At 60.0% G+C, this 23,125-nt stretch carries 20 protein-coding genes; 14 read left to right on the forward strand and 6 right to left on the reverse strand.

What is annotated here, in order from left to right:
* Positions 1–25: 25 nt before the first annotated feature.
* From PYR65_RS11120 to PYR65_RS11155, 8 genes are all read left to right on the forward strand, one after another.
* Complete coding sequence (locus PYR65_RS11120) at positions 26–970, forward strand: ABC transporter substrate-binding protein (protein WP_276118027.1); 945 nt, start codon at positions 26–28, stop codon at positions 968–970.
* Positions 971–1,046: 76 nt separating this feature from the next.
* The gene (locus PYR65_RS11125; protein ID WP_276121035.1) at positions 1,047–1,985 is read left to right on the forward strand and encodes an ABC transporter substrate-binding protein; all 939 of its coding nucleotides are present in this window, start codon (positions 1,047–1,049) and stop codon (positions 1,983–1,985) included.
* Positions 1,986–2,012: 27 nt separating this feature from the next.
* The gene (locus tag PYR65_RS11130; protein WP_276118028.1) at positions 2,013–3,047 is read left to right on the forward strand and encodes an LLM class flavin-dependent oxidoreductase; all 1,035 of its coding nucleotides are present in this window, start codon (positions 2,013–2,015) and stop codon (positions 3,045–3,047) included.
* A 42-nt stretch (positions 3,048–3,089) separates the two neighbouring features.
* The gene (locus tag PYR65_RS11135) at positions 3,090–3,686 is read left to right on the forward strand and encodes a 2-hydroxychromene-2-carboxylate isomerase (protein ID WP_276118029.1); all 597 of its coding nucleotides are present in this window, start codon (positions 3,090–3,092) and stop codon (positions 3,684–3,686) included.
* A 169-nt stretch (positions 3,687–3,855) separates the two neighbouring features.
* Positions 3,856–5,046 (forward strand): cystathionine beta-lyase, encoded by a 1,191-nt coding sequence (locus PYR65_RS11140; RefSeq protein ID WP_276121036.1) that lies wholly within the window; start codon positions 3,856–3,858, stop codon positions 5,044–5,046.
* 324 nt (positions 5,047–5,370) lie between these two features.
* Positions 5,371–7,092, forward strand: coding sequence for an ABC transporter ATP-binding protein (locus tag PYR65_RS11145; RefSeq protein ID WP_276118030.1), 1,722 nt, complete (start codon positions 5,371–5,373; stop codon positions 7,090–7,092).
* A 93-nt stretch (positions 7,093–7,185) separates the two neighbouring features.
* Positions 7,186–7,800, forward strand: coding sequence for a DUF1236 domain-containing protein (locus tag PYR65_RS11150; RefSeq protein WP_276118031.1), 615 nt, complete (start codon positions 7,186–7,188; stop codon positions 7,798–7,800).
* 75 nt (positions 7,801–7,875) lie between these two features.
* Positions 7,876–8,040 carry a hypothetical protein gene (locus PYR65_RS11155; RefSeq protein ID WP_276118032.1) on the forward strand — a complete coding sequence of 55 codons (165 nt, stop codon included), beginning with the start codon at positions 7,876–7,878 and terminating at the stop codon, positions 8,038–8,040.
* A gap of 32 nt (positions 8,041–8,072) precedes the next feature.
* Here PYR65_RS11155 and PYR65_RS11160 read toward each other — a convergent pair whose 3' ends face one another.
* Positions 8,073–8,303: a hypothetical protein gene (locus tag PYR65_RS11160; protein ID WP_060640469.1), complete on the reverse strand. Its 231-nt coding sequence runs from the start codon at positions 8,301–8,303 to the stop codon at positions 8,073–8,075.
* A 192-nt stretch (positions 8,304–8,495) separates the two neighbouring features.
* On the opposite strand from PYR65_RS11160, the gene PYR65_RS11165 reads away from it, so the two are divergent.
* Positions 8,496–8,735: a DUF6894 family protein gene (locus PYR65_RS11165; RefSeq protein WP_060640468.1), complete on the forward strand. Its 240-nt coding sequence runs from the start codon at positions 8,496–8,498 to the stop codon at positions 8,733–8,735.
* Here PYR65_RS11165 and PYR65_RS11170 read toward each other — a convergent pair.
* The 5 genes from PYR65_RS11170 to PYR65_RS11190 all read right to left on the reverse strand — a co-directional run bounded on the left by PYR65_RS11170 (position 8,725) and on the right by PYR65_RS11190 (position 14,961).
* Positions 8,725–10,809 carry an acyltransferase family protein gene (locus PYR65_RS11170; protein ID WP_276118033.1) on the reverse strand — a complete coding sequence of 695 codons (2,085 nt, stop codon included), beginning with the start codon at positions 10,807–10,809 and terminating at the stop codon, positions 8,725–8,727. The two genes, PYR65_RS11165 and PYR65_RS11170, sit on opposite strands and share 11 nt — an antisense overlap.
* A gap of 339 nt (positions 10,810–11,148) precedes the next feature.
* Complete coding sequence (locus PYR65_RS11175; RefSeq protein ID WP_276118034.1) at positions 11,149–12,180, reverse strand: sulfate/molybdate ABC transporter ATP-binding protein; 1,032 nt, start codon at positions 12,178–12,180, stop codon at positions 11,149–11,151.
* 14 nt (positions 12,181–12,194) lie between these two features.
* Positions 12,195–13,082: a sulfate ABC transporter permease subunit CysW gene (gene cysW, locus PYR65_RS11180; protein ID WP_060640464.1), complete on the reverse strand. Its 888-nt coding sequence runs from the start codon at positions 13,080–13,082 to the stop codon at positions 12,195–12,197.
* The gene (gene cysT, locus PYR65_RS11185) at positions 13,072–13,929 is read right to left on the reverse strand and encodes a sulfate ABC transporter permease subunit CysT (protein ID WP_060640463.1); all 858 of its coding nucleotides are present in this window, start codon (positions 13,927–13,929) and stop codon (positions 13,072–13,074) included. The genes cysW and cysT overlap by 11 nt, the downstream gene beginning before the upstream one ends.
* Before the next feature lie 6 nt (positions 13,930–13,935).
* Positions 13,936–14,961 carry a sulfate ABC transporter substrate-binding protein gene (locus tag PYR65_RS11190; RefSeq protein WP_276118035.1) on the reverse strand — a complete coding sequence of 342 codons (1,026 nt, stop codon included), beginning with the start codon at positions 14,959–14,961 and terminating at the stop codon, positions 13,936–13,938.
* Positions 14,962–15,412: 451 nt separating this feature from the next.
* Between PYR65_RS11190 and PYR65_RS11195 the strand changes: the two genes are divergently transcribed.
* From PYR65_RS11195 to PYR65_RS11215, 5 genes are all read left to right on the forward strand, one after another.
* A complete protein-coding gene (locus tag PYR65_RS11195) occupies positions 15,413–15,973 on the forward strand; it encodes a DUF924 family protein (protein ID WP_276118036.1) in 561 nt (186 codons plus the stop codon).
* 149 nt (positions 15,974–16,122) lie between these two features.
* On the forward strand, positions 16,123–18,711 hold the full coding sequence (locus PYR65_RS11200; protein ID WP_276118037.1) for a mechanosensitive ion channel family protein: 2,589 nt from the start codon (positions 16,123–16,125) through the stop codon (positions 18,709–18,711).
* 207 nt (positions 18,712–18,918) lie between these two features.
* Positions 18,919–21,480: a GcvT family protein gene (locus tag PYR65_RS11205; protein WP_276118038.1), complete on the forward strand. Its 2,562-nt coding sequence runs from the start codon at positions 18,919–18,921 to the stop codon at positions 21,478–21,480.
* A gap of 272 nt (positions 21,481–21,752) precedes the next feature.
* Entirely contained in the window at positions 21,753–22,016 is a 264-nt protein-coding gene (locus PYR65_RS11210) for a hypothetical protein (protein WP_276118039.1), read from the forward strand.
* A 124-nt stretch (positions 22,017–22,140) separates the two neighbouring features.
* On the forward strand, positions 22,141–22,974 hold the full coding sequence (locus PYR65_RS11215) for a response regulator (protein ID WP_060640457.1): 834 nt from the start codon (positions 22,141–22,143) through the stop codon (positions 22,972–22,974).
* The last annotated feature ends 151 nt before the right edge of the window (positions 22,975–23,125 follow it).

Raw genomic sequence — 23,125 nt, forward strand, 5'->3', positions numbered from 1 at the left:
CCATAAGATGAAACGGAGACGGGAAATGACATTTTTACAGAGTGCTAAACGACTGATGGCAGGCGCGGTGACTGTTGCGGCATTGGGGCTTGGCTCCGCGCAGGCAGCAGATACGTTTGATCTCAGCCCCGAGCAGCCCAACCGGCTTCGGGTGGAGAAGAACGAGAAGCGCATCGAGCAGGTGAAAGACTTCAAATTCGTCGCAGACGGCGTTTTCACGGTCGGCATCAGCACCAGCGGCAATCTTCCGCTGCATGATTATGCGTCCGATTCCAAAACCGTCATCGGCTACGACGTCGATTTCGCGCAGGTTCTGGCCGACAGCCTGGGGCGCAAGCTCGAACTGGTCTCCGTCGCCTGGGCCGATTGGCCGCTCGGCCTCACATCCGGCAAGTTCGATGCGGTGATCTCGAATGTGACGGTGACCGAAGAGCGCAAGCTGAAATTCGACTTCTCTACCTATCGCAAGGATGAGCTCGGCTTCTACGTCAAGGCCGACAGCGCCATCAGCGCGATCAAGGAACCGAAGGATATTGCCGGGCTGCGGGTGATCACCGACGCTGGAACCAACCAGGAAAAGATCCTTCTGGAATGGGACCGCCAGAACGTAGCGGCCGGCCTGAAGCCGGTCGAGGTGCAGTATTACGACGATGATGCCGTCCGCAATCTGGCCGTCCAGTCCGGCAGGGCCGATGTCGTTCTTAGCGTCAACGCAACCCAGGCCTATGCGGCCGCGCTGAAAGGCGAGACCAAGCTGGTCGGCACCCTCAGCGGCGGTTGGCCCATCACTGCGGAAATCGCCGTGACCACGCGAAAAGACAGCGGTCTGGCGGCTCCGCTCACGGATGTCATCAACGACCTGATCGCCAGCGGTGCCTATCGCAAGGTTCTCGACACCTGGAGCCTTGCTTCGGAATCGATCGACGAAGCCAAGACCAATCCTCCGGGCCTGCCGAAAAGCGGCTCGTAATCTGCAAACGCCGGGCCGGTATCGTTTGGAGATACCGGCCCGGCATATTTTTCTGATGAATATGGAGACCGGGATGATGGCTGGTACATACACCTTACGTAACGTGACGATCGGCGCTTTGCTCACGCTTCTCAGCCTGTCCGGCATCGCTGGGGCGCAAGAGGTGTTCGATCTCAGCCCCGGACAGCCCGCCCGCGTCCGGGCGGAGAAGAATGACGCAGCCATTGCAGCCATCGCAAAGGATTTCACATTCGTTTCGCCCGGCAAGTTCACAGTCGCGGTCAGCCCCGGCGGGCCGCCGCTTGCGACTTATGCGACGGATGCAAAAACAGTCGTCGGAGCCGACCCGGATTACGCCTCTGCCATTGCCGACAGTCTGGCGCTGGAACTGGAACTGGTACCGGTCGCCTGGATCGATTGGCCGCTCGGCCTGGTATCGGGCAAATATGATGCCGTCATTTCCAATGTCGGGGTCACCGAACAGCGCAAGGAGAAATTCGATTTTTCCACGTACCGGCAGGGGCTGCACGGCTTTTTCGTCAAGTCGGATAGCGCTATCGGTGCGATTCAAGAGCCGAAGGACACGGCCGGCCTGCGCATCATCGTCGGTGCCGGCACCAATCAGGAGCGCATTCTGCTCCGCTGGAATGACGATAATATCGCTGCCGGGCTGAAACCGCTGGAGCTGCAATATTACGACGACGATGCGGCCGGCCTGCTTGCGCTGGCATCGGGCCGGGCCGACGTCATCGTCCAGCCGCATGCGCAGCTCGTCTATATCGCCGCGCGCGATCACACGATCAAGCGGGTGGGTACCTTGAGTGCCGGCTGGCCCGACCGTTCCGACGTGGCGATCACCACGAGGAAGGGCAGTGGGCTGGCGGACGCTCTGACGGTTGCCACCAACGGGCTGATCGAAAGCGGCGTCTATGCCAAAATTCTCGATCATTGGCATCTGAGCGAGGAAGCGCTGCCGAAATCGGAAACCAATCCGCCCGGCCTGCCGAAATCCTGACGCCAAGACTTGAAGGAAGACGACACGATGAGCCGCATCGCCATCAACCATATCGGCTTTCTGACGCCGGGCAATTATCCCGCCGCAGACCCGCTGTCCGGATTGGAAAAGACGCTGGATCTTCTCGAATATGGCGAAGCGCTGGGTTTCCAGAGCGCCTGGGCCCGCCAGCGGCATCTGGAGCCGGGCATCTCGTCGGCGACGGCGTTTCTGGCGGCGGCCACCCAGCGCACCCGCCGCATCGAACTCGGCACGGCTGTCATCCCGATCGGCTATGAAAGCCCCTACAGGCTTGCCGAAGACCTGTCGACGGTTGATGTCCTGTCGCGCGGACGGCTGAATGTCGGCTTGAGCGCCGGCCGGCCGCTGCATGCCGATCTGATCGCGCCGCTGGTCTTTGACGGCGATTGGGAGACCTATGATTTTTCGCATGAGCGGGTTCTGCGCTTCGTCGAGAACCTGAAGAGCAATCCGGTCGGCGACGAGACGACCCTTATCAAAACACCGTTCGGGCCGCAGCGGCCGCGGCTGCAGCCGCATGCGAAGGGGCTGACGGATCGCATCTGGTATGGCGGCGGGTCGCTGCGCTCTGCCCGTTGGGCCGGGCAGAATGGTTTCAACCTCCTGATCGGCAATGTCACCACCGGGGAGGAGACGGACGATTTCTTTGTGGCGCAGGCGCGGCAGCTGTCGGCTTACCGGGAGGCTGGCGGAGGGGGCAGGCGCGTCGGTCTCGGGCGGGTCATCGTGCCCACCGATAGCGCCGACGCACAGACGCGCAAACGCTATCGCGACTATGCGGCGGGGCGAAACGAGCGGACGCTGACGCCGCAGGGCGAGCGCCGTACACTCTACGCCCGCGACATCGTCGGCACTTCCTCTGAAATTCTGGAACGTCTGTTCACCGACCCGATCCTGCCGCATGTCAGCGAAATCAGGCTTGAGCTGCCCTATGAATTCGAGGACGCGCACTATCGCCAGATCATCCACGACTTCATGACGCTCATTGCCCCACAGCTTGGCTGGATCAACGGCAAAGACCGGCAAAAACGAACGGCCTGATAAGGCTATCTTTCCATCCCGACAGCGCAGGAATGACAGGCATTGACCAGAATCGTTGAATATTTCTTCTCCATCGGATCGCCTTGGTCCTATATCGGCTTTGACGCCTTCGTCGAACTTGCGGCAAAGAACGGTGTCGAGATCAAACCCTATCTGACAACCGTCGTCGAAGAGAATGGCGGGATCTTTTCGCGCAACCGGCCGCAGGCCCGGCGCAGCTATTGGACGCGCGATCTGAAGCGCTGGGCGCGTGTGCGCGGCAAGGAACTGATCCTGGAAAACCGGCCGGAACTCAGCGATCCCGCACCCGCATCGCTGATCATCATCGCTGCCTATCTCGACGGCCAGGACTGGATTGGCCTGACCCGCGCCCTGCAGCAGGCCTTCTGGAGCGAGGCGAAGGATATCGGCCAGCCGCAGGTGCGCCAGGCCATCGCCGATGCGGCCGGATTTGACGGCGCCGCCCTGTTGAAACGCCAGGCCGATGACGATGTGCGCGCCAAATGGGCGGCCGACCGGGACCATGCCGTGGAGACCGGCGTCTTCGGGTTCCCGACATTCCTCTATGACAGCGAGATTTACTGGGGCCAGGACAATCTGCCATTCCTGGAACGCCATGTTTCCGGCGACAGGCCTTAGAGCCTCGTACGATCAATGAGGCAACAGAATGCGCCTCATTGATCGTACGAGGCTCTAGGCTTGCAGGTGCATCTGGACTGAGTGAAAATTACCGCGCCGATGACCGGCCGGAGATTGCCGGAACCATATGGCCGTCGCCGGGACCGCCACCAAAGACATGCAGGACACCATGAGCGATAACGACAGCACGCCAAAGACGACCGGCCCCAACACGCAGCTGGTCCGGGCGGGGCATGACCCCTTCGATTATCACGGTTTCATCAATCCCCCCGTGGTGCGGGCATCGACCGTGCTGTTTCCCACTGCGCATGCCATGGAAACGCATAGCCAGAAATACACCTATGCGACGCGGGGCACGCCGACGACCGATGCGCTTTGCCAGGCGGTCAACGAACTGGAGGGTGCCGCCGGAACCATTATCGTGCCGTCCGGGCTTGCCGCCGTCACGCTGCCGTTTCTGGCCTATCTCACGCCGGGCGATCACGCTCTGATCGTTGATTCCGTCTACGGCAACGTCCGGCATTTCTGCGATACGATGCTCAAGCGTTTCGGCGTCGAGGTCGAATATTATCATCCGTTGATCGGTGCAGGCATCGAAAAGCTGCTTCGCCCGAACACCAGGCTCGTGCATCTGGAAGCGCCGGGCTCCAATACATTCGAGATGCAGGACGTTCCGGCGATCGCCGCTGCCGCGCACCGTCAGGGCGCTGTGGTGACGATGGACAATACCTGGGCGACGCCGCTGTTTTTCCGGCCGCTCGATTTCGGCGTCGATATCTCCATTCAGGCCTCGACCAAATATCCGGCGGGCCATGCCGATATCCTGCTCGGAACCGTTTCGGCCAATGCCGAGCACTGGCGGCGTCTGCGGCAAACCAATGGCGCGCTCGGCATCTGCGGCGCTGCTGATGATGCCTATCAGGTCCTGCGCGGACTGCGCACGATGGGGGTAAGGCTGGAGCGTCACCAGGAAAGCGCGGTGGAGATCGCAGAATGGCTGGAGGGCAGGGAGGAGGTGGCGCGCGTTCTCAGTCCGGTCCTTTCAAGTTTTCCCGGCCACGCGATCTGGAAACGCGATTTCAAAGGCGCAAGCGGCGTGTTTTCCTTCGTGCTTTCAGTCTCAAACCCGCAGGACTTCAAGCGAAAGGCGCAGGCATTCCTCGACGCACTCTCGCTTTTCGGGCTTGGATATTCGTGGGGTGGTTTTGCCAGCCTGGCGCTGCATGTTGATCTCAGCGAGCGTCAGATTCTCGAAGCCCCCAAAGAAGGTCCGGTTCTGCGGATTCACATCGGGCTTGAGGATGTGGCCGACCTCAAGGCTGATCTGGACAAAGGTTTTGCCGCCGCTCGGGCGATCTGATTCCGTATCATTGCTCAACTCCTCGCGTGACCTGGGATTTGGCCCCGGCCGCACTGGCCGCAGACTGTCCTGATCCCGGGCAGTCTGCTTTTCCTTCCCCACGATCCCGTCCCCGGCGACGGTGCAATTTCGCCTGTCGCGCGCATCGTGTGAATAAAAGCTTCATTCTTTAGACAAGTTTTCTTCAGGATGCTTGTTGTTCCCGGCGAACTGGCTAAAAGGGGCGGACCAAACCCAGGAGCGCAGGTCCGCAGGGACGATTGCGCCGATTTCCGTATCCGGCTGTTCGCTTTGCGTTTGAACGCCGATGAAGGACCCGACATCATGCGCGATCTCGTCGCTCGCTTCTTTTCCTATTACCGGCCGCACCGGCGTCTTTTCATCCTGGATTTTTCCTGCGCGGTGACATCAGGCCTGCTGGAACTGGGCTTTCCCATCGCGGTCAAGCTGTTCATCGACGTGCTTTTGCCGACTGGGCAGTGGGGTTATGTGACGGCGGCTTCGGCAGGGCTGATGGTGATCTACCTGATCAATGGCGGGCTGATGGCTATCGTCACCTATTGGGGACACATGCTCGGGATCAACATCGAGACCGAGATGCGGCGCAAGGCGTTCGATCATCTGCAGAAACTGTCCTTCGGCTATTTCGACAACCAGAAAACCGGCCATCTCGTCGCCCGTCTGACCAAGGATCTGGAGGAGATCGGCGAGGTTGCCCATCATGGCCCGGAAGATGTGTTCATTGCGATCATGACGCTGATCGGGGCCTTCCTCCTGATGTTCTCGGTCAATCCCAAGCTCGCGCTGATCACGGCGCTCGTGCTGCCGCTGACGGCGTGGCTGACCACCCGCTATGGCGGCCGCATGACGCGCAACTGGCAGGCGCTCTACAATCGCGTCGGCGATTTCAACGCCCGCATCGAGGAAAATGTCGGCGGCATCCGTGTGGTGCAGGCTTTTGCCAATGAGGATCACGAACGCGGCCTGTTCGAGAAGGACAACCAGCGCTACCGCAAGACCAAGCTCGATGCCTACCGGATCATGGCTGTATCGACGACGCTGAGCTATCTCTCGATGCGTCTCGTCCAGATGGTCGTGCTGGTTGCCGGCAGCTATTTCGTGCTGAGCGGCGAGCTGACGGCCGGTGGTTTTGTCGGGTTTCTGCTGTTGGTCGGCGTGTTCTTCCGCCCGGTCGACAAGATCAATTCGGTCATCGAGACCTATCCGAAGGGCATTGCCGGTTTCCGCCGTTATATCGACTTTCTCGATACCCGCCCCGACATTGCCGACCGGCCGGGTGCCCGCGATATCTCCGGGCTGAAGGGGAATATTTCCTACAAGAAAGCCTCGTTCGGTTACCGCGAATCAAAGGCGATCGTGAAGGAATTGAGCATCGATATTCGTGCCGGCGAAACGGTGGCTTTCGTCGGTCCTTCGGGGGCGGGCAAGACGACGATCTGCGCGCTCCTGCCGCGTTTCTACGAGGTGACGGGCGGCTCCATCAGCGTCGATGATATCGATATCCGCGACATGAGCCTGCGGTCGCTGCGCAATCATATCGGCATTGTCAGCCAGGATGTCTTTCTGTTTGCAGGCTCTTTGCGGGAAAATATCGCCTATGGAAGGCTGGATGCCAGCGAAGCGGATATTGTCGAGGCGGCCCGCAAGGCGCGGCTTGAAAGCGTGATTGCCGATCTGCCGCAGGGCCTTGATACGGTCGTTGGCGAACGTGGCGTCAAATTGTCCGGTGGTCAGAAGCAGCGGCTGGCGATTGCCCGCATCTTCCTGAAGAACCCGCCGATCCTCATCCTCGATGAAGCGACATCGGCGCTCGACACGGAAACCGAACGGGCGATCCAGCAATCCCTGGCGGAGCTATCGAAGGGGCGCACGACATTGGTTATTGCCCACCGCCTGGCGACGATCACCAAGGCCGACCGCATCCTGGTCGTCAATGAGGGGGCGATCGTCGAGGATGGCAGCCATGTTGAACTCCTAAGCCGAAACGGTCTCTACAGCCGCCTCAGCCAGATGCAGGCGGGGTAATCCGTCCAGGATACATCCGCGCGTTCGGAACCTTGGCGATGGTGGGGCGTTCTGTGTCCACTGTTTTACGCCATGTTTACGAAGGAGAAGAACATGCGGTGGATTTCGAAACCTTTGCTCGCGGGTGCGATGCTTCTGACGGGTGCCGGCCTGGCTTCGGCCGAGATGATGGCAACGACGGCAACCGACCTGACGGTCTATTCCGGCCCCGGCGCCGACTATCCCTCCGTTGGCATCGCCACGCGTGGCAGCTCCGCTGCCCTTGATGGTTGCCTTGAAGGCGAAAGCTGGTGCCGCATCGACGTCAACGGCTTGCGCGGCTGGGTTTACGCTCAGGAATTGACGGTCGATTACGACGGTGCCCCCGTTGTCGTCCAGGAGCGCCGTTCCGATCTCGGTATCCCAGTGGTCAGCTATGAAAAGACGGTCGTCGTCGATGGTCCGGCTTCGCCCGCGCCCGGCGATGAGCTTGTTGGCACGGTCGACAGCAGTGGCGCGATCATCCCGCCGCCGGAAGTGCGCACCTATATCGATGGTGCTCCGGTCGATACAGTCACCTATGATGGCGAGGTCATTGTGGGCGCCACGCTGCCCGGCGACATGGTGATCACCCAGGTGCCTAATTACCAATATAGCTATGTCCGCGTCAACGGACGCCCGATGCTGGTCGATCCGCAAAGCCGGCGCGTCGTCTATGTCTATGAATAGTTTGAACGAAACAGGGGCCGCGCCAAGCGCGGCCCCTGTTGCCAAAATACCGTTTGCAGCCTGGGGGCGTTAATCATGACCTCTCGCACATTGATGGCGGCCGTCCTTGCCCTGATCGTCGGATCGATCCTCAGCATCCTCGCCGTGCAATATTTCTCCCCGGACGAAAGCGCGAAAAGCACCACGCCGCCGGACCCGCTGATCGTTTCGCCGGAGAATGCAGCCGAAGAGACCGAATAGCCGCACATGTCCTATGCGAAGTCGTCGAGAAATCAGGCGCCGATTGCAAAATCCTGCCGCAGGGCTGTCTCGCATGCCTGGGTCAGAACTGCCGGGTCGCGCTCACCGCTTTGGTAAAGCCGGACAATAGCGGCAGCACAAATCTGCATGTCCGCATCCGATCCAGTGGTTTGGTGTCTTTCGCAAAACGTCTCGAAAACCTGCCGCAACGCGTCGATATCCTCGCTGCAAAGGGCATCAGCATGGGGATTGAAATAGGCCATTCATTTTCCTTCCTTGAGGCTGGAAGCTTTGCGCAGGCTCCGTCATTGCCGACAGAACGGCTCTTGGATCTGCACCATAGCGCGATTTGATGACGGCGCTATTCACAAAGACATGTATTGCCGGCCACGAAATGTTTTTTCTCAGGCAACCTTTTGCGTTTTCATGCTTTTTCCCCCGGAAGGAAATTTGCCATGGCCGCGTTCTATTTCAAGGTAATCGATAATGACGGCACAATTCCGGCCGATGATCCCTTCGATTTTCCCGATTTGATCGCCGCCATACGCCAGGCGAAAATCGTGCTGGCGGAAATGGCGCTCGACGGGTTGCCGGAAGACCCGATCAAAGCCCTGGAAATTGAAGTTCTCAATGCCGATCGCAGGCCCGTCGTCAAGATGACGCTCGAACTGCAGATCGAATGGCCTATGGCGTGACCAAGGCCGTGCCGGGATTTTCGTCGCTGGCAGTGCCTGTCTCGATCGCCTGAACCGCCTTCAGCACTGCCGGGATGATGAGCTGGGCGCCCGATGTCGATGGGTGATCGTCGTCGAAATAAAACACTTTTCCCGCGCTCAGGCTGTTGATGCATCGCTCGCTGATAAAGCTGTTGCAAAATGTCTCGGCAGGGCGGACGCGGAACAGGTTGGGATGGTTCATGGCATCGAAGGCCGCAATCACCGCACCATTGCGTTGCTGGTAGCGCGCATAGCTCGTGCTGAACTCCAGCTTCTGGACGCCTGCCATCGCACTTTTCGCAACCAGGTCCGGCACATTCCATCCGGCCTCCGGGATGGGGTAGACGAGCACCACGTTATGGCCGCTATCGAGATAGGCCTGGATGTCGGCGATATATTGCTTCAGCACTCTGGCCTTGCGGGCGGGATCGCCCTGCGCCGCGTGCTCGTTCAGCCGGCTCAGCAGATCCATGTAGGTTGGCTGCAGCGGCTCGATACCGCCTTCACCGTTGTCGAAGGGCGTCCCGTCGATATACAGGCTCCAGCGGTTCGCCATGATGATGGTCTTGATGCCGCTTGTGCGGATGTAATTTTCGATACCGGTGAAGAACGGATTGCAGCGCAGCCTGTATTTCAGATTGGAAACATAAAATCCGGAAAACCCGACGCAGGACGAATGGGCCATCACATAGAGATCGACATTGGCGGCATCAAAGCTGCGCAATGCCTCGCCGCCCAGCGCGCCCGCGTGCGAATCACCGATCAGGATGGTCTTGCTCGCGGTCGAATGTTTCGTCAGGCAATCTTTGATGGGATGGGGCAGGGACGCCTCGCCCTTGTCGAACAGGCATGTCTCCATGACGGGATCGTGGCGTTCCTGTTCAGCGAGCGCATCGAGGGCTGCCGGCGGCAGGCGAAACTGCAGGCCGTTGTTTGACGTGCCATAAAAACCGGCAAGAATGAAGAGGGCGGCCGCAATGCCGCTGGCGCTGAGGATGCGCGCCGGTGTCGGCAAAAGCTGCGCCGCGCTGTTTTTGCGGGCCGCGCTTTTCTGGCGAAATGGCGTCTCGACGAACCGCCATGACAGATAGGCCAAGCCGACACAGACAAAGGCGAGAGCGGTCATCAGCACATGCGACGGCTCCGTCAGGCTGCGGATGCGCGCAAAGGCAAACACAGGTTGGTGCCACAGATAGAGGCTGTAGCTGATCAGCCCGATGCCGACCATCGGACGGGTCGAGAGCAGCCGTGCCGTCAGCGTGCCCTCGGCACCGAAAAGGATGATCAGTACCGCGCCGAGAACCGGAACAAGCGCATAAAGCGACGGAAAAGGGGTTGTCTGGTCATAGGCGAAGATCGAAAAAACGATGATCGTCAGTCCGGCGAGCGACAGGATATTGTTCCGGTAGTGCCTGCCATCGGTGAGCAGGAAAGCGCAGAGCGAGCCTGCCAGAAGCTCCCAGGCACGGGTGGCCGGCGAATAGAAATTTGCGGTTGCGAAATTGACCGAGCCGTATTGCGCCAGCAGCAGGCTGGCCAGCGCCATCACGGCAATCGCCGCAATCAACGCCCGTCTTCCGAACCGCCAGATCAGCATGATGAACAGCGGAAACAGCATGTAATACTGCTCTTCGACAGCGAGGCTCCAGGTGTGCAGCAGCGGCTGCTCTTCCGATGCGGCCGCGAAATAGCCGCCGCTTTGCGACCAGAAGAAGAAGTTGGAGGCAAACAGGCAAACCGCGATGATGCTGCGGCCAAAACTTTCCATCTGCGCCGGCAACATCCAGGCCCAGGCGAATGGCAGGCAGCACAACAGAACGAAGAACAGCACGGGCAGAATGCGGCGGGCCCGGCGCTCGTAGAATTTCAGCAGCGAAAAACGGCCTTTGGCCTGTTCGGAAATGATGATGGAGGTGATCAGGTAGCCGCTGATGACGAAGAAGATATCGACGCCGACGAAGCCGCCGCTGAATTGCTGGAAGCCCGCATGAAACAGCACAACGGGTATCACAGCGACAGAGCGCAGGCCGTCAATTTCGCGTCGATAGTTCATTGGCGGCCCCGGCGAGATCCAAATGGCTGGATGGCTGCGCAGGATGCGACGGCTTACCGGCGCGGATCAAGCCTGTCCGTTGAAAATCGATGAAGAAGCAACAGCATATGTTGCAGTATCGGCTTTCAAGCGCGCCGCGATCTCCGCAATTTGCGTTGGGCACACCAGGCTGGTGATGATCTGCATGGCGTTACCGCAAAATACCACCCGGTATGCGACGGAACTGCTGCGCCAGCCGCACGCCAGAAATCCACCCAAGCCGTTCAATTTCGTGAGGGCGCGAAAGCTTGCGTCGCAGCCTGTAGCGGGACGCTGCACGTCCCGCCAGCTTTGTTCTTTTCAATCGCGAAAAAGTTTCCAGCGCGTCGGGCGGAAGGCGACGCGGGAATGATCGGATGTGATCTTTTCCGGCGGCAGTTCGATTTCCACCCGGCTGTTGGCAGCGTCGATCGCCAATTCGACATGGCGGGTACCGGCGACGCGGCGGGTCACGGTGACGATGCCTTCGATGCTGCCACCATCGAGCAGTTCGATGTCATGCGGGCGGAAATAGAGCTGGGCCGTGCCGTCGGCTTCACCCTGCGCGCTGATGCCGATTGTTTTGTCCCCGATCCACAGCTGGCCGTTTTCGATCCGCACGGGCAGGATGTTGGATTGGCCGATGAAACCGAAGACGAAGGGCGAATTCGGCGTATCATAGATCTCGTCGGGCGTACCGATCTGCTCGATCTTGCCCTTGCTCATGACGACGACCCGGTCAGCCAACTCCAAGGCCTCATCCTGATCGTGGGTGACGAATACGGTGGTATGGCCGGTCCGGTCGTGGATTTCGCGCAACCAGCGGCGCAGTTCCTTGCGGACCTGTGCGTCCAGCGCACCGAAGGGCTCGTCGAGCAGGAGGACATTGGGTTCCACCGCCATGGCGCGGGCGAGAGCGACACGCTGGCGCTGGCCGCCGGACAGCTGGGCGGGATAGCGTTTTTCCAGACCGCTGAGCTGGACAAGGTCGAGCAGTTCGAGCGCCCGCTTGCGGATGTCGGCCTTGGAGGGCCTCCGGCCGGCCGGGCGGATCGTCAGGCCGAAGGAGACGTTGTCGAGCACCGTCATGTGGCGGAACAGGGCATAGTGCTGGAACACGAAGCCGATATTGCGCTGCTGGACAGTCTTGCGCGAGGCATCCTCATTGCCGAAATAGACGGTGCCGTCGGTCGGGCTTTCAAGCCCCGCAATCAGCCGCAGCAGCGTCGTCTTGCCGGAGCCCGAGGGCCCCAACAGGGCAATCAGCTCGCCGGAGCGGATATCGAGAGACACGTCGTTCAGCGCCGGCAGACGGCTGAATTCCTTGCGTATGTTTTGAACGCGAACTTCCATGGAAACTTGACCTTTCAGTGCCGGCGGCTGGCCGCGATCTGGGCGCTGTACTTCATCTCAAGCAGCGACTTCAGAACGAGGGTGACGAGGGCCAGCAGCGCGAGAAGCGTTGCGACGGCGAAAGCGGCAACGAAATTATATTCATTGTAGAGGATTTCCACCTGCAGCGGCATGGTGTTCGTCAGCCCGCGGATATGTCCGGAGACGACGGAGACTGCGCCGAACTCGCCCATGGCACGGGCGTTGCAGAGCAGGACGCCGTAGAGCAGGCCCCATTTGATATTGGGCAGCGTCACATACCAGAAGGTCTGCCAGCCGCTTGCCCCCAGCGACAGCGCCGCTTCCTCGTCGCTGGTTCCCTGTTCCTGCATCAGCGGGATCAGTTCGCGGGCGACGAATGGGAAGGTGACGAAGACGGTGGCGAGAACGATGGCGGGGACGGCGAACAGGATCTGGATGCCGTGGCTCTGCAGCCAGGGTCCAAGCAGGCTGTGGGATCCAAACAGAAGAATGAACACCAGGCCCGATATGACCGGCGATACCGAAAAGGGCAGGTCGATCAGGGTGGTGAGGAACGCCTTGCCCTTGAATTCGAACTTGGCGATCGCCCAGGCGGCGGCGATGCCGAAGACCACATTGAGCGGCACGGCAATCACGGCGACCAGCAGCGTCAGCCTGATCGCGGCAAAGGTTTCGGGATCGGAGAGCACCGTCAGGAACTCGCCGGGGCCGTTGCGCAGGGCTTCGGTGAAGACGGCTGCCAGCGGCAGGACGAGAAAGAGCCCGACGAAACAGAGGGCGAGGCCGATGAGCGTGTAGCGTGCCAGCCTATGTTCCGACGTTGCGGTCCGGACCAATTCGGTGTTGCCGCTGCCGGTCGATGTCGTGAGGTCATGCGCCATAGCCGTACCTCCTTCTGCTCCAGGCCTGTATCGAGTTGATGATCAAGAGCATGGCAAAGGAGATCATCAGCATGATCGCCGCAATCGCCGTTGCCGCCGGATAATTGAATTCCTCGAGACGAATAACGATCAGGAGGGGAGCGATTTCCGAGACATAGGGAAGATTGCCGGCAATGAAGATGACGGAGCCATATTCGCCAACGCCACGGGCAAAGGCCAAGGCAAAGCCAGTGAGAACCGCCGGTGCGAGACCGGGTAGAAGCACGCGGCGGATGGTCTGGAAGCGGTTGGCGCCAAGCGTGGCTGCGGCCTCTTCGACCTCCTTGTCGATCTCCTCCATGATCGGCTGCACGGTGCGCACGACGAAGGGCAGGCCGACGAAGACCAGCGCAAAAACGATACCCAGCGGCGTGAAGGCGATCTTGATGCCGAGCGGTGCAAACAGGCTGCCGATCCAGCCGTTCGGCGCGTAGAGCGTCGTCAGCGCGATGCCGGCAACAGCCGTCGGCAAAGCGAAGGGCAGATCGACCATCGCGTCGATGATGCGTTTTCCCGGAAAGCGGTAGCGCACCAGAACCCAGGCAAGGATGACGCCGAAGACGACATTGATCAAAGCTGCGGCAAAGGCGGTGCCGAAACTGATGCGCAGAGCGTTGATGGTGCGCTGGTCGGTGGCAAGCGTCCAGAAGGTGGACCAGCCCAGAGCGCTTGAGCGCCACGCGAGACCTGAGAGCGGAATGAGGATGATGAGTATGAGCCATGACAAAGTAACGCCGAGCGCCAATCCGAATCCTGGAATGACGCTCGGCTGTCTGAATTGCCACAGCGAAGCTGTGCGTGCGGTCATAAAGTCTTATTGCCCCGGCTTGTAGATCTGGTCAAACAGTCCACCGTCTCCAAAATATTTCGGCTGAGCTTCTTTCCATCCGCCGAAATCGTCAATCGTGACGAGCTTCACATCGGCAAATCGCTTGATGTCATTCGGGTCTGCCACTTCAGGCTTGAAGGGGCGGTAGAAATGCTTGGCGGCGATCTTCTGGCCGACATCCGAATAGAGGTACTGCAGGTAAGCTTCCGCCACCTTGCGCGTGCCCTTGGTATCGACATTGCCATCGACCAGTGCCACCGGCGGTTCTGCCTTGATCGAGATCGTCGGTGTGACGATATCGAATTTATCGGGGCCGAGTTCTTCGAGCGACAGATAGGCTTCGTTTTCCCAGGCAATCAGGACGTCGCCCAGACCGCGCTGAACGAATGTCGTGGTCGAGCCGCGTGCGCCGGTGTCGAGGACCGGGACATGCTTGAAGAGATCGGTGACATATTCCTGTGCCTTTGTGTCATCCCCGCCATTGGCGGCACGGGCCCAGGCCCAGGCGGCGAGGAAATTCCAGCGTGCGCCGCCCGAGGTCTTCGGGTTTGGCGTGATCACCTGGATGTCGTCCTTGACCAGATCGCCCCAGTCCTTGATGCCCTTCGGATTGCCCTTGCGCACCAGGAAGACGATCGTGGACGTGTAAGGGGCGCTGTTGTTTTCGAATTTCGACTTCCAGTCTGCCGGGATCTTGCCGGATTCCTTGGCAATGGCGTCGATATCGGCTTCCAGAGCCAGGGTCACGACGTCAGCTTCCAAGCCGTCGATGACCGAGCGTGCCTGCTTGCCGGACCCGCCATGCGAGGTCTGGATCGTGACTGTCTCGCCCGTGTCCGTCTTCCACTTTTCCGCGAAGGCCGCGTTGAAATCCTTGTAGAGTTCGCGGGTCGGGTCATAGGAGACATTGAGAATCGTCGTGTCGGCAAACGCAACGCCGAGGCCGCCGATCTGGATGGCGGAGGCAAGAAGCGCCGCCGTAAAGAATTTCGTGAGTTGTTTCGCTCGCATGTCTACCTCTCCGTTGTTAGCAGGCATACTCTATTCATTGGGTAGGAAATTATAACGCAGAACTTTCCCTTTGCGCGCATAGCTGGAGAAAGTCCTGCTCTTCACCCGGTGTAATATCGAAATCATTTGCCTCACCATCCCCCGGGCGCTCCGTTCCCTAGAATAAGTTACCACGCATAGGCCGGTTGCGGAACGTCCATCCCCCGGCAAAACCGAGAAAATCACGGCGCCGCATGATCAGCGCGAGCCTGCCGCCGGGTCTGACCGGGATACCGGCTGTCTTGCGCGAGTCTTGAATCCGCAGAACTTCAGCGATTGGCAGCATGGCAAATACGCATGAAGATGCTATTCGCCGTGGTACCGCCGGAATTGCATGGGAAACCGGCCACCGGCCAATGGAGCCGGGCGGCGATGTTGGGCCGGCTGACGTGAATGAAGAGGAAAGAAGCGCATGGCAGACACTGTCGGGATAAGCACACCGGATGACATCCTGTCGTTCTGGTTCGGTGAGTTGCAACCGCAGGACTGGTTCAAGCCGCATCCGTCGCTCGACAGTGAATGCGAACAGCGTTTCCGCTCGACGCATCTGGAACTGGCGCGCGGTGTTCCGCCTGAGTGGCGGGCCACGCCCAGCGCCCGGTTGGCCACCATCATCCTGTTCGATCAGATGCCGCGCAACATGTATCGTGGCACGCCGCTGGCGTTTGCGACCGACGGACTTGCCCTGCGGGAGGCGAACCTTGCGCTGGACGCGGGGGCGGATACCGGCCTTTCCGTCGATCAGCGCGTTTTCCTCTATCTGCCTTTTGAACATTCGGAAAACCTCGTCGATCAGTCACGATCGGTGGCGCTGTTCACGGAACTGGGCGATGCCAATTATCTGGACTATGCCATCCGGCACCGCGAGGTTGTCCTCCAGTTTGGACGGTTCCCGCATCGCAATGCCATTTTAGGGCGTGTGTCCACCCCGGCGGAGGTCACGTTTCTCTCTCAACCGGGATCAGGATTTTAAGCCGAAGGGCCAGCCAGATATAGCAAAACGGTCAATCCGATTTTGCATCTGGCTACGGCCCGGCCTATGGAACGCCAAAAGCTCTGCGCACCGCGCGCGCCGATTCTACTCTTCAGCGCGGTCTGGCGGAAAAGGATATGTGATTGCCGATGATGTCGAAATGTTTTGCCATCCTTCTCTGTTTGTCGATGTTTGCCGCATCCGGGCCTCTCATGGCGCAGCAGCCAGCCGCGCAGGCGACGCCGCAGCAGCAGCCGGCCGGACAGGCCACGCCGCAACAACCTTCGGGACAAGCGACGCCGCAGCAAACGGCAGCAGCAGCGGCCGCTAGTCCGCAGGCGCAGGCATCCGCGCAGCTCGAAGAGGCGCGCAAGAACCTGGCACGGCTGACCGACCAGACCAACGCTGCCAAGGATGACGATAGCCGTCTTGCCGAGTTGAAGGTCGAGGTCGAGGCGGCGACCAAGCAGATCATCGCGATATCGGTCGCCACCCGGCCACGGCTCGATGAAATCAAGGCGCGTCTGGCAGAACTCGGCGATCCGCCGGCCGATGGCGCGCCGCCCGAGACGGATGTCGTGGCGCAGGAGCGCAAGCGCCTTTTGGCAGAGCGCGGCGAAATCAACGCGCTCACTGGAACGGCGGAGGACCTGTCTATCCAGGCCACCAAGCTGTCGAATGGCATCACCGCCACACGGCGTGCCCTGTTCAGCAACACGCTCCTCAAGCATACCGATATCAACGGCCCGATGGTCATGGACGCGATGGCCTCGCTGACGCTGGAGCGGCAGGCCTTTGCGCGCACCGTCGGCAGCTGGTTGACCTTTGCGTGGAATTTCAAGCGGCTGCAGCTGCTGAGCGCCTTGTTTCTGTCCCTTTGCGCAGCGCTCGTCCTGTTGCTCGGCACGCGAAAACTGTTTTTCCCGCTGATCCATCGTGAGGTTCTCAGCGAAGAGCCGGGCTATATCACCCGCCTGTCGGTAGCCTTCTGGTCGACGATGATCCCGACGGTGGCGATGGCGGTGTTTGCGGCCACCAGCTATTTCTTCCTGCAGGCCTTCAAGGTCCTGCGGCCCGATATCGCGCCGATCATTTCGATCACGCTGGCAATCTGCGTCGCGCTGCTGTTTGTTTCGACCCTGTCGAATGCGGTGCTGGCGCCCAAGCAGAGGGCCTGGCGGCTGGTGCGGGTTTCGGATCGCGGTGCACGCCTCTTGGCGCTGTCGATCTTTGCCATGGCCCTCGTCAATGGTCTCGACTATCTCGCCGGTGCGATCAGCGAGGTCATGGGCTCGCCCGTGGTCCTGACCGTCGTCAAAAGCCTGATCGCCACGATCATCATCGGTCTCATCCTGATGGCGATGGCGTTGATCAAGCCGATCGTTCCGAAAGGCGATAGTCTCGATGCGCGCGGCAAGCCATGGCCGCGGGCGGTGTCGCTGTTGTTCGTGTCGAGCGGCATATTGCTGATCGTGGCCGCGCTCGCCGGCTATGTGGGGCTTGCCCGCTTCATCGCCACGCAGATCGTGATGACCGGTGCCATTCTGGTGACGATGTATATCGGCATCCTCACCGGTAAGGCCGTTGCCAAGCAGAATGCGCTCGCCGACACGGTGGTCGGCCGCTATCTCGAAAAGCGCTTCCGGATGGAACAGGTTGCGCTCGACCAGACTGGTCTGGCGGCCGGACTGGGGATCTATGTCCTGGTGGTGCTGTTCTTCATTCCGCTGATCCTGTTGCAATGGGGCTTCCAGACCGCCGATATCGAGGCATGGGCCTACCGGATCTTTACCGACATCAATATTGGCAGCATCAAGATCTCCATTGTCGGCATCCTGGCCGGGATCCTGCTGTTTGCCGCCGGTTACGTGGTGACGCGCTGGCTCCAGCGCTGGCTCGACGGCAATGTGATGGCGCGAAGCCGCGTCGATACCGGCGTGCGAAACTCCGTCAAGACCGGCATCGGCTATCTCGGCATTGGCCTGGCCGGCCTGATCGGCATTTCTGCGGCGGGGTTCGACCTGTCGAACCTGGCGCTGGTTGCCGGTGCCCTGTCTCTCGGCGTCGGTTTCGGCCTGCAGAACATCGTCTCCAATTTCGTCTCGGGCCTCATCCTTCTGGTCGAACGGCCGTTCAAGGTCGGAGACTGGGTGGTGACCGGCACGACGGAAGGCTTCGTCAAGCGCATCTCGGTTCGAGCGACCGAGATCGAGACCTTCCAGCGCCAGACGATCATGGTGCCGAACTCGCTGTTCATCAATGCGTCTGTCGGCAACTGGACGCATAAGAACAAGCTCGGCCGCTCGGACATTCCCGTCATTGTCAGCTATGACAGTACGCCAAGGCTGGTGATGGATACGCTGTTGCAAATTGCGGCGGGTCATTCGCTCGTATTGAAAAACCCAGAACCGCAGGCTGTTTTCACTGCTTTCGGCGACGAGACAATGACCTTCGAATTGCGGGTATTCCTTGCCGATATCGTCAATGGCAACGGTGTGCGCAACGATCTGCGGCTAGCGATCTACGAACGTTTCAAGGACGAGGGGCTTGGGGCACCGTTTTCCAAGGAGGAACTGGAGCCAGAAACGCTGCCGCCGGGACCGGAGGCCGATGCCGAAACTCTGAAAGCCGAGGCCGCCGGGCCGCCTGCGGCAACGCCACAGCCCATCGAGGCTTTCAAACGCAGCGGCACGCAACGGCGCCCGCGCCGGGTGACCGCTGACGGGGCGGCCGAATAGGATTGCGGTCAGCGCCAGCCCTGACCGGTCCACCCATCCCGGTGATTCCGGTTGTCGTTTGCAGCGAAGCTTGGGATAGCTGTGCCGGCAATTGGCGCCCATGGCGCTTCTGGTCGTGCAGCATGATGATTATGTCGTAGACAGGCTCTAGTCTGTGGGACGCAAACTCTAAAATCCGATTTCAGTCTTCAATCAGGGTCGTGGGCAATGGCAGAATTTCCGCAAAAGGCGAAGGTCGTTATCATCGGGTTGGGAGGGATCGTCGGCGCGTCGATCGCCCATCACCTGATCGAGCGTGGCTGGGATGATATCGTCGGCATCGACAAGTCGGGCATTCCGACGGATATCGGCTCGACTGCGCATGCCTCCGACTTCTGCTACACGACGAGCCACGATTACCTCTCGGTCTGGACGACCCAGTATTCGATCGATTTCTACGAGAAGATGGGCCATTACGCCCGCATTGGCGGCCTGGAAGTGGCGCGCACCGGCGACGATACCTGGATGGAAGAGATCAAGCGCAAGCTGTCCTCCGCCAAGGCGTTCGGCACCCGCGCGCATTATGTTTCGCCTGCGGAAATCAAGCAGATGTTCCCGCTGATCGAGGAAGATCAGGTGATGGGCGGCCTGTTCGATCCGGATGCGGGCCTGGTCATCCCGCGCTCGCAGACGGTTGCGGGCAAGCTCGTTGACGCGGCGGAGAAATCCGGCAAGCTTCAGGTCTATGGCAACACGCCGGCCAAGTCGTTGATTGTCGAGGGCGGCCGTATCAAGGGCGTCGTCACCCATCGCGGCACGATCATGGCCGATCATGTCATCGTCTGTGCCGGCATCTGGGGCCGCCTGATCGCCGAAATGGTCGGTGAAGACCTGCCGGTCATGCCGGTCGATCACCCGCTCACATTCTTCGGTCCCTACAACGAGTTTGAAGGCACCGGCAAGGAGATCGGCTTTCCGCTGCTGCGCGACCAGGGCAACTCCGCCTATATGCGCGACACCGGCGATCCGAAGACGACGGAGGGCGGCCAGATCGAGTGGGGTTACTACGAGACCACCAATCCGCGCCTCTGCCATCCGCGCGACATCCTGGAAAAGCACGAGGCACGCCTGTCGCCGTCGCAGCGCGATCTCGACATGGAACAGATCATCGAGCCGCTCGAGCGCGCCATGGAGCTGACGCCGATCCTCGGCGAGCTCGGCTATAATGAGAGCCATTCCTTCAACGGCCTGCTGCAGGTTTCCGCCGGCGGTGGCGCTTCCTGCGGCGAGAGCCAGAAGGTGCGGGGCCTTTGGTACTGCGTCGCCATCTGGGTGAAGGACGGTCCCGGCTACGGCAAGCTCATTGCCGACTGGATGACCGACGGCCGCACCGAGGTCGATCACAATTCGATCGACTATGCACGCTTCTACCCGCATCAGCTGGAAGAAAAGTTCATCGAAGGCCGCACCTACGAGGCGGCGCAGAAAATCTATTTCCCGGCCGTGCACAATCGCGAGCCCTATGCTTCCGGCCGTGGCGTCAAGCGCTCGCCGTTCCACGAGCGCGAAAAGGAGCTTGGCGGCTATTTCATGGAACTCGGCGGCTGGGAGCGTGCCCATGGCTACGCCGCCAACGAGCATCTCCTGGAAAAATACGGCGACAAGGTTCCTGTGCGCGAGAACGAATGGGACAACCGCCACTTCTGGCGCGTGTCCAATGCCGAGCATCTGGCGATGACCGACGATTGCGGTATCGTCAACCTCTCGCATTTCCACATGGTGGATATCGAGGGGCCGGATCACGTCGAGCTGCTCGAATGGCTGTGTGCTGCGAAGATCGGTGGCGACGGCAATATCGGCAAGGGCATCTACACCCACTTCCTCGATGACGAAGGCATGGTGCGGGCTGACTTTACCGTCATCCGCATGGCCGACCGGTGCCGCCTGATCAACGGCGCCGATGCGGGCCCGCGCGACTTCCACTATATGCGCCGTGTCGCGCAGGATCGTGGCCTTGATGTCACCATCATCGATGTCACCGAAAAATTCATCACCATCGGCATCTGGGGACCGAATGCACGCGAGACGCTGAAGAAAGTCGTTGCCGATCCGTCGGGCCTCGATCCGGAAAACTTCGCCTTTGCGGCGATCAAGCCAATCGAGATCGGCGGCAAGCCGGTAACCGCCTTCCGCATTTCCTATGTCGGCGAACAGGGCTGGGAACTGCATATGAAATACGAGGATGGCCTGGCTGTCTGGGACGCGCTGCGCGCCACCGGTGTCATGGCCTTCGGTGTGGAAACCTATGCAAACTCGCGCCGCATGGAAAAGAGCCTGCGCCTGCAGAATGCCGACCTTCTGACCCAGTATAATCTGATCGAGGCGGATCTTGCCCGCCCGAAGGTCAAGGAAGCCGATTTCCGCGGCAAAGCGAAACATCTGGAATACAAGGCGCGCGAACATCAGCCGGCGATGCTGTGCACGCTGGTCATGACTGAGAATGCCGACAAAACCGGCGTGAAGCGCTACCCGCTCGGCAACCTGCCGGTCATGGACCCGGAAACCGGCGATGTGCTGATCGACGATCTCGGCCGCCGCTCCTACACGACCTCGATCGCGTTTGGCCCGACCATCGGCAAGAATATCGCGCTCGCCTATCTGCCGCAGGCCTATTGCCAGGTCGGCCGCAAGCTGAACATCGAGTATTTCGCCGAAACCTACCCGGTCGAGGTGGTGGGGATCGGCTACAAGCCGCTCTACGATCCGGAAAACCTGAAGCCGAAGAGCTGACATTCCCCCTGGCTGACCGCAAACTTTCCAACGCACTCGCTCCATCGAGCGGGTGCGTTGGACATTGGCGACAGACGTGAAAGCCGGCCGTCCAGATGAACGCCGGTTATCCCGGCCATTCAGCCTCTATTCAGCCGTCCCATCATATTTCTCATGCAATTCCTCCCGCGTGCGCTAGTCTGGTGCGGGGTGAAGCGGCATCTTGTTCTGACCAGACCTGTCGTCTGGAGTGCAAATGCCAAAAAGGGGCGGCGCAGAGGCGCTGATGGGCAATGAAAACATTCGTAAGTGCATGTGTTTTGACTGTCATGATGGCCCTTCCGGCATGGTCCGCGACGGTGACCAACAAGGATGCCGACGCTGCGGTGCTTGTCGTGGTGGAGGGCGAAAGCCGCATGGAAGTCGCCATCAGCGCAGGCGGCACGGAATCGATCTGCCCGAGCGGCTGTTTCATCACGACGCCGAGCGGCGACCGCGTCGGCCTGCAGGGCGATGAAACGATAGAGCTCGTCAACGGCTCGGCCGTCTTCAAGTAAGAGCTCAGTTTGCCGGTTTCGCATTGGCCCAAAAGTGGTCTTCCATTCGGGGCCGCGATTAACGACTGCGAAAACCTTTCTGCGTAGCTTGGCCTCGGGGACAATCTTTTCAGATAGGCAATCAATGTCATTTTTTGGCGTGTCCGGAATGTACTATTCCGGTGAATCGTTGCAGCAGCATCGCATCGTGCTTGCCGAGGATTCCAATCTTTTCGCCGCCATGGTCTCCAAGAGGCTGAAAGAGCTTCTCGATATCGACGTCATCGTCTGCCGCGACTATGACGATCTGCAGTTTTCGATCGAGAACGCTTCTTTTCCGGCCACGCTCGCCATTTCCAACATCAATCTTCCGGGCGCGGAAAACGGCGAGGCTCTGTCCTATCTCATCGACATGAGCGTGCCGACGATCGTTTTCACCGGCACCTTCCAGGAAAGCACCCGCGAGACCATCCTTGCCAAGGACATCGTCGATTATGTCATCAAGGACAGTGTCTTTGCCGTCGATATGTTGGCGGAAGCGGTCTGCCGGTTTCTGACCAACCACAAGCACCATGTGTTGATCGTCGATGACAGCCCAACGGCGCGCGCGCTTTTGACGACGCAGCTGAAGCGCTACAATTTCCGCACCAGTTCGGCGGAAAGCGGCGCTGCGGCACTCGAGCTCCTGAAGAAGCATCCGGATATCGGCCTTGTGATCACCGATTACAACATGCCTGATATTGACGGCTTCGAGCTGACCCGCCGCATCCGCGGCGCCTATGGTCCGCATCAGTTGCGCATCATCGGCGTGTCGTCCTCGGCCAACCGGCTCTTGTCGGCGCGCTTCCTGAAGGCCGGCGGCAATGATTTCATGTTGCGGCCGTTCGTCAACGAGGAGTTTTATTGCCGGGTGAACCAGAACCTCGATACGCTGACCAAGATCCAGACGCTCGGCGCCAAGATCGCCAAGACGGCCTGAATATTTCAGCGTAACTAAATTAGAATTTTCGCTGCCGGAAATGTGACATTTTTGTGTTCCCGGTGGCGAAACTTGATCAACCGGCCGGCAGTTTTAACCAAATCGCAAGTGCCTGGCGGTTGAATGCGCGGGGGACAAAAGTCCTGCTCTC

Source organism: Pararhizobium qamdonense (genome assembly GCF_029277445.1).
Taxonomy (GTDB): domain Bacteria; phylum Pseudomonadota; class Alphaproteobacteria; order Rhizobiales; family Rhizobiaceae; genus Pararhizobium; species Pararhizobium qamdonense.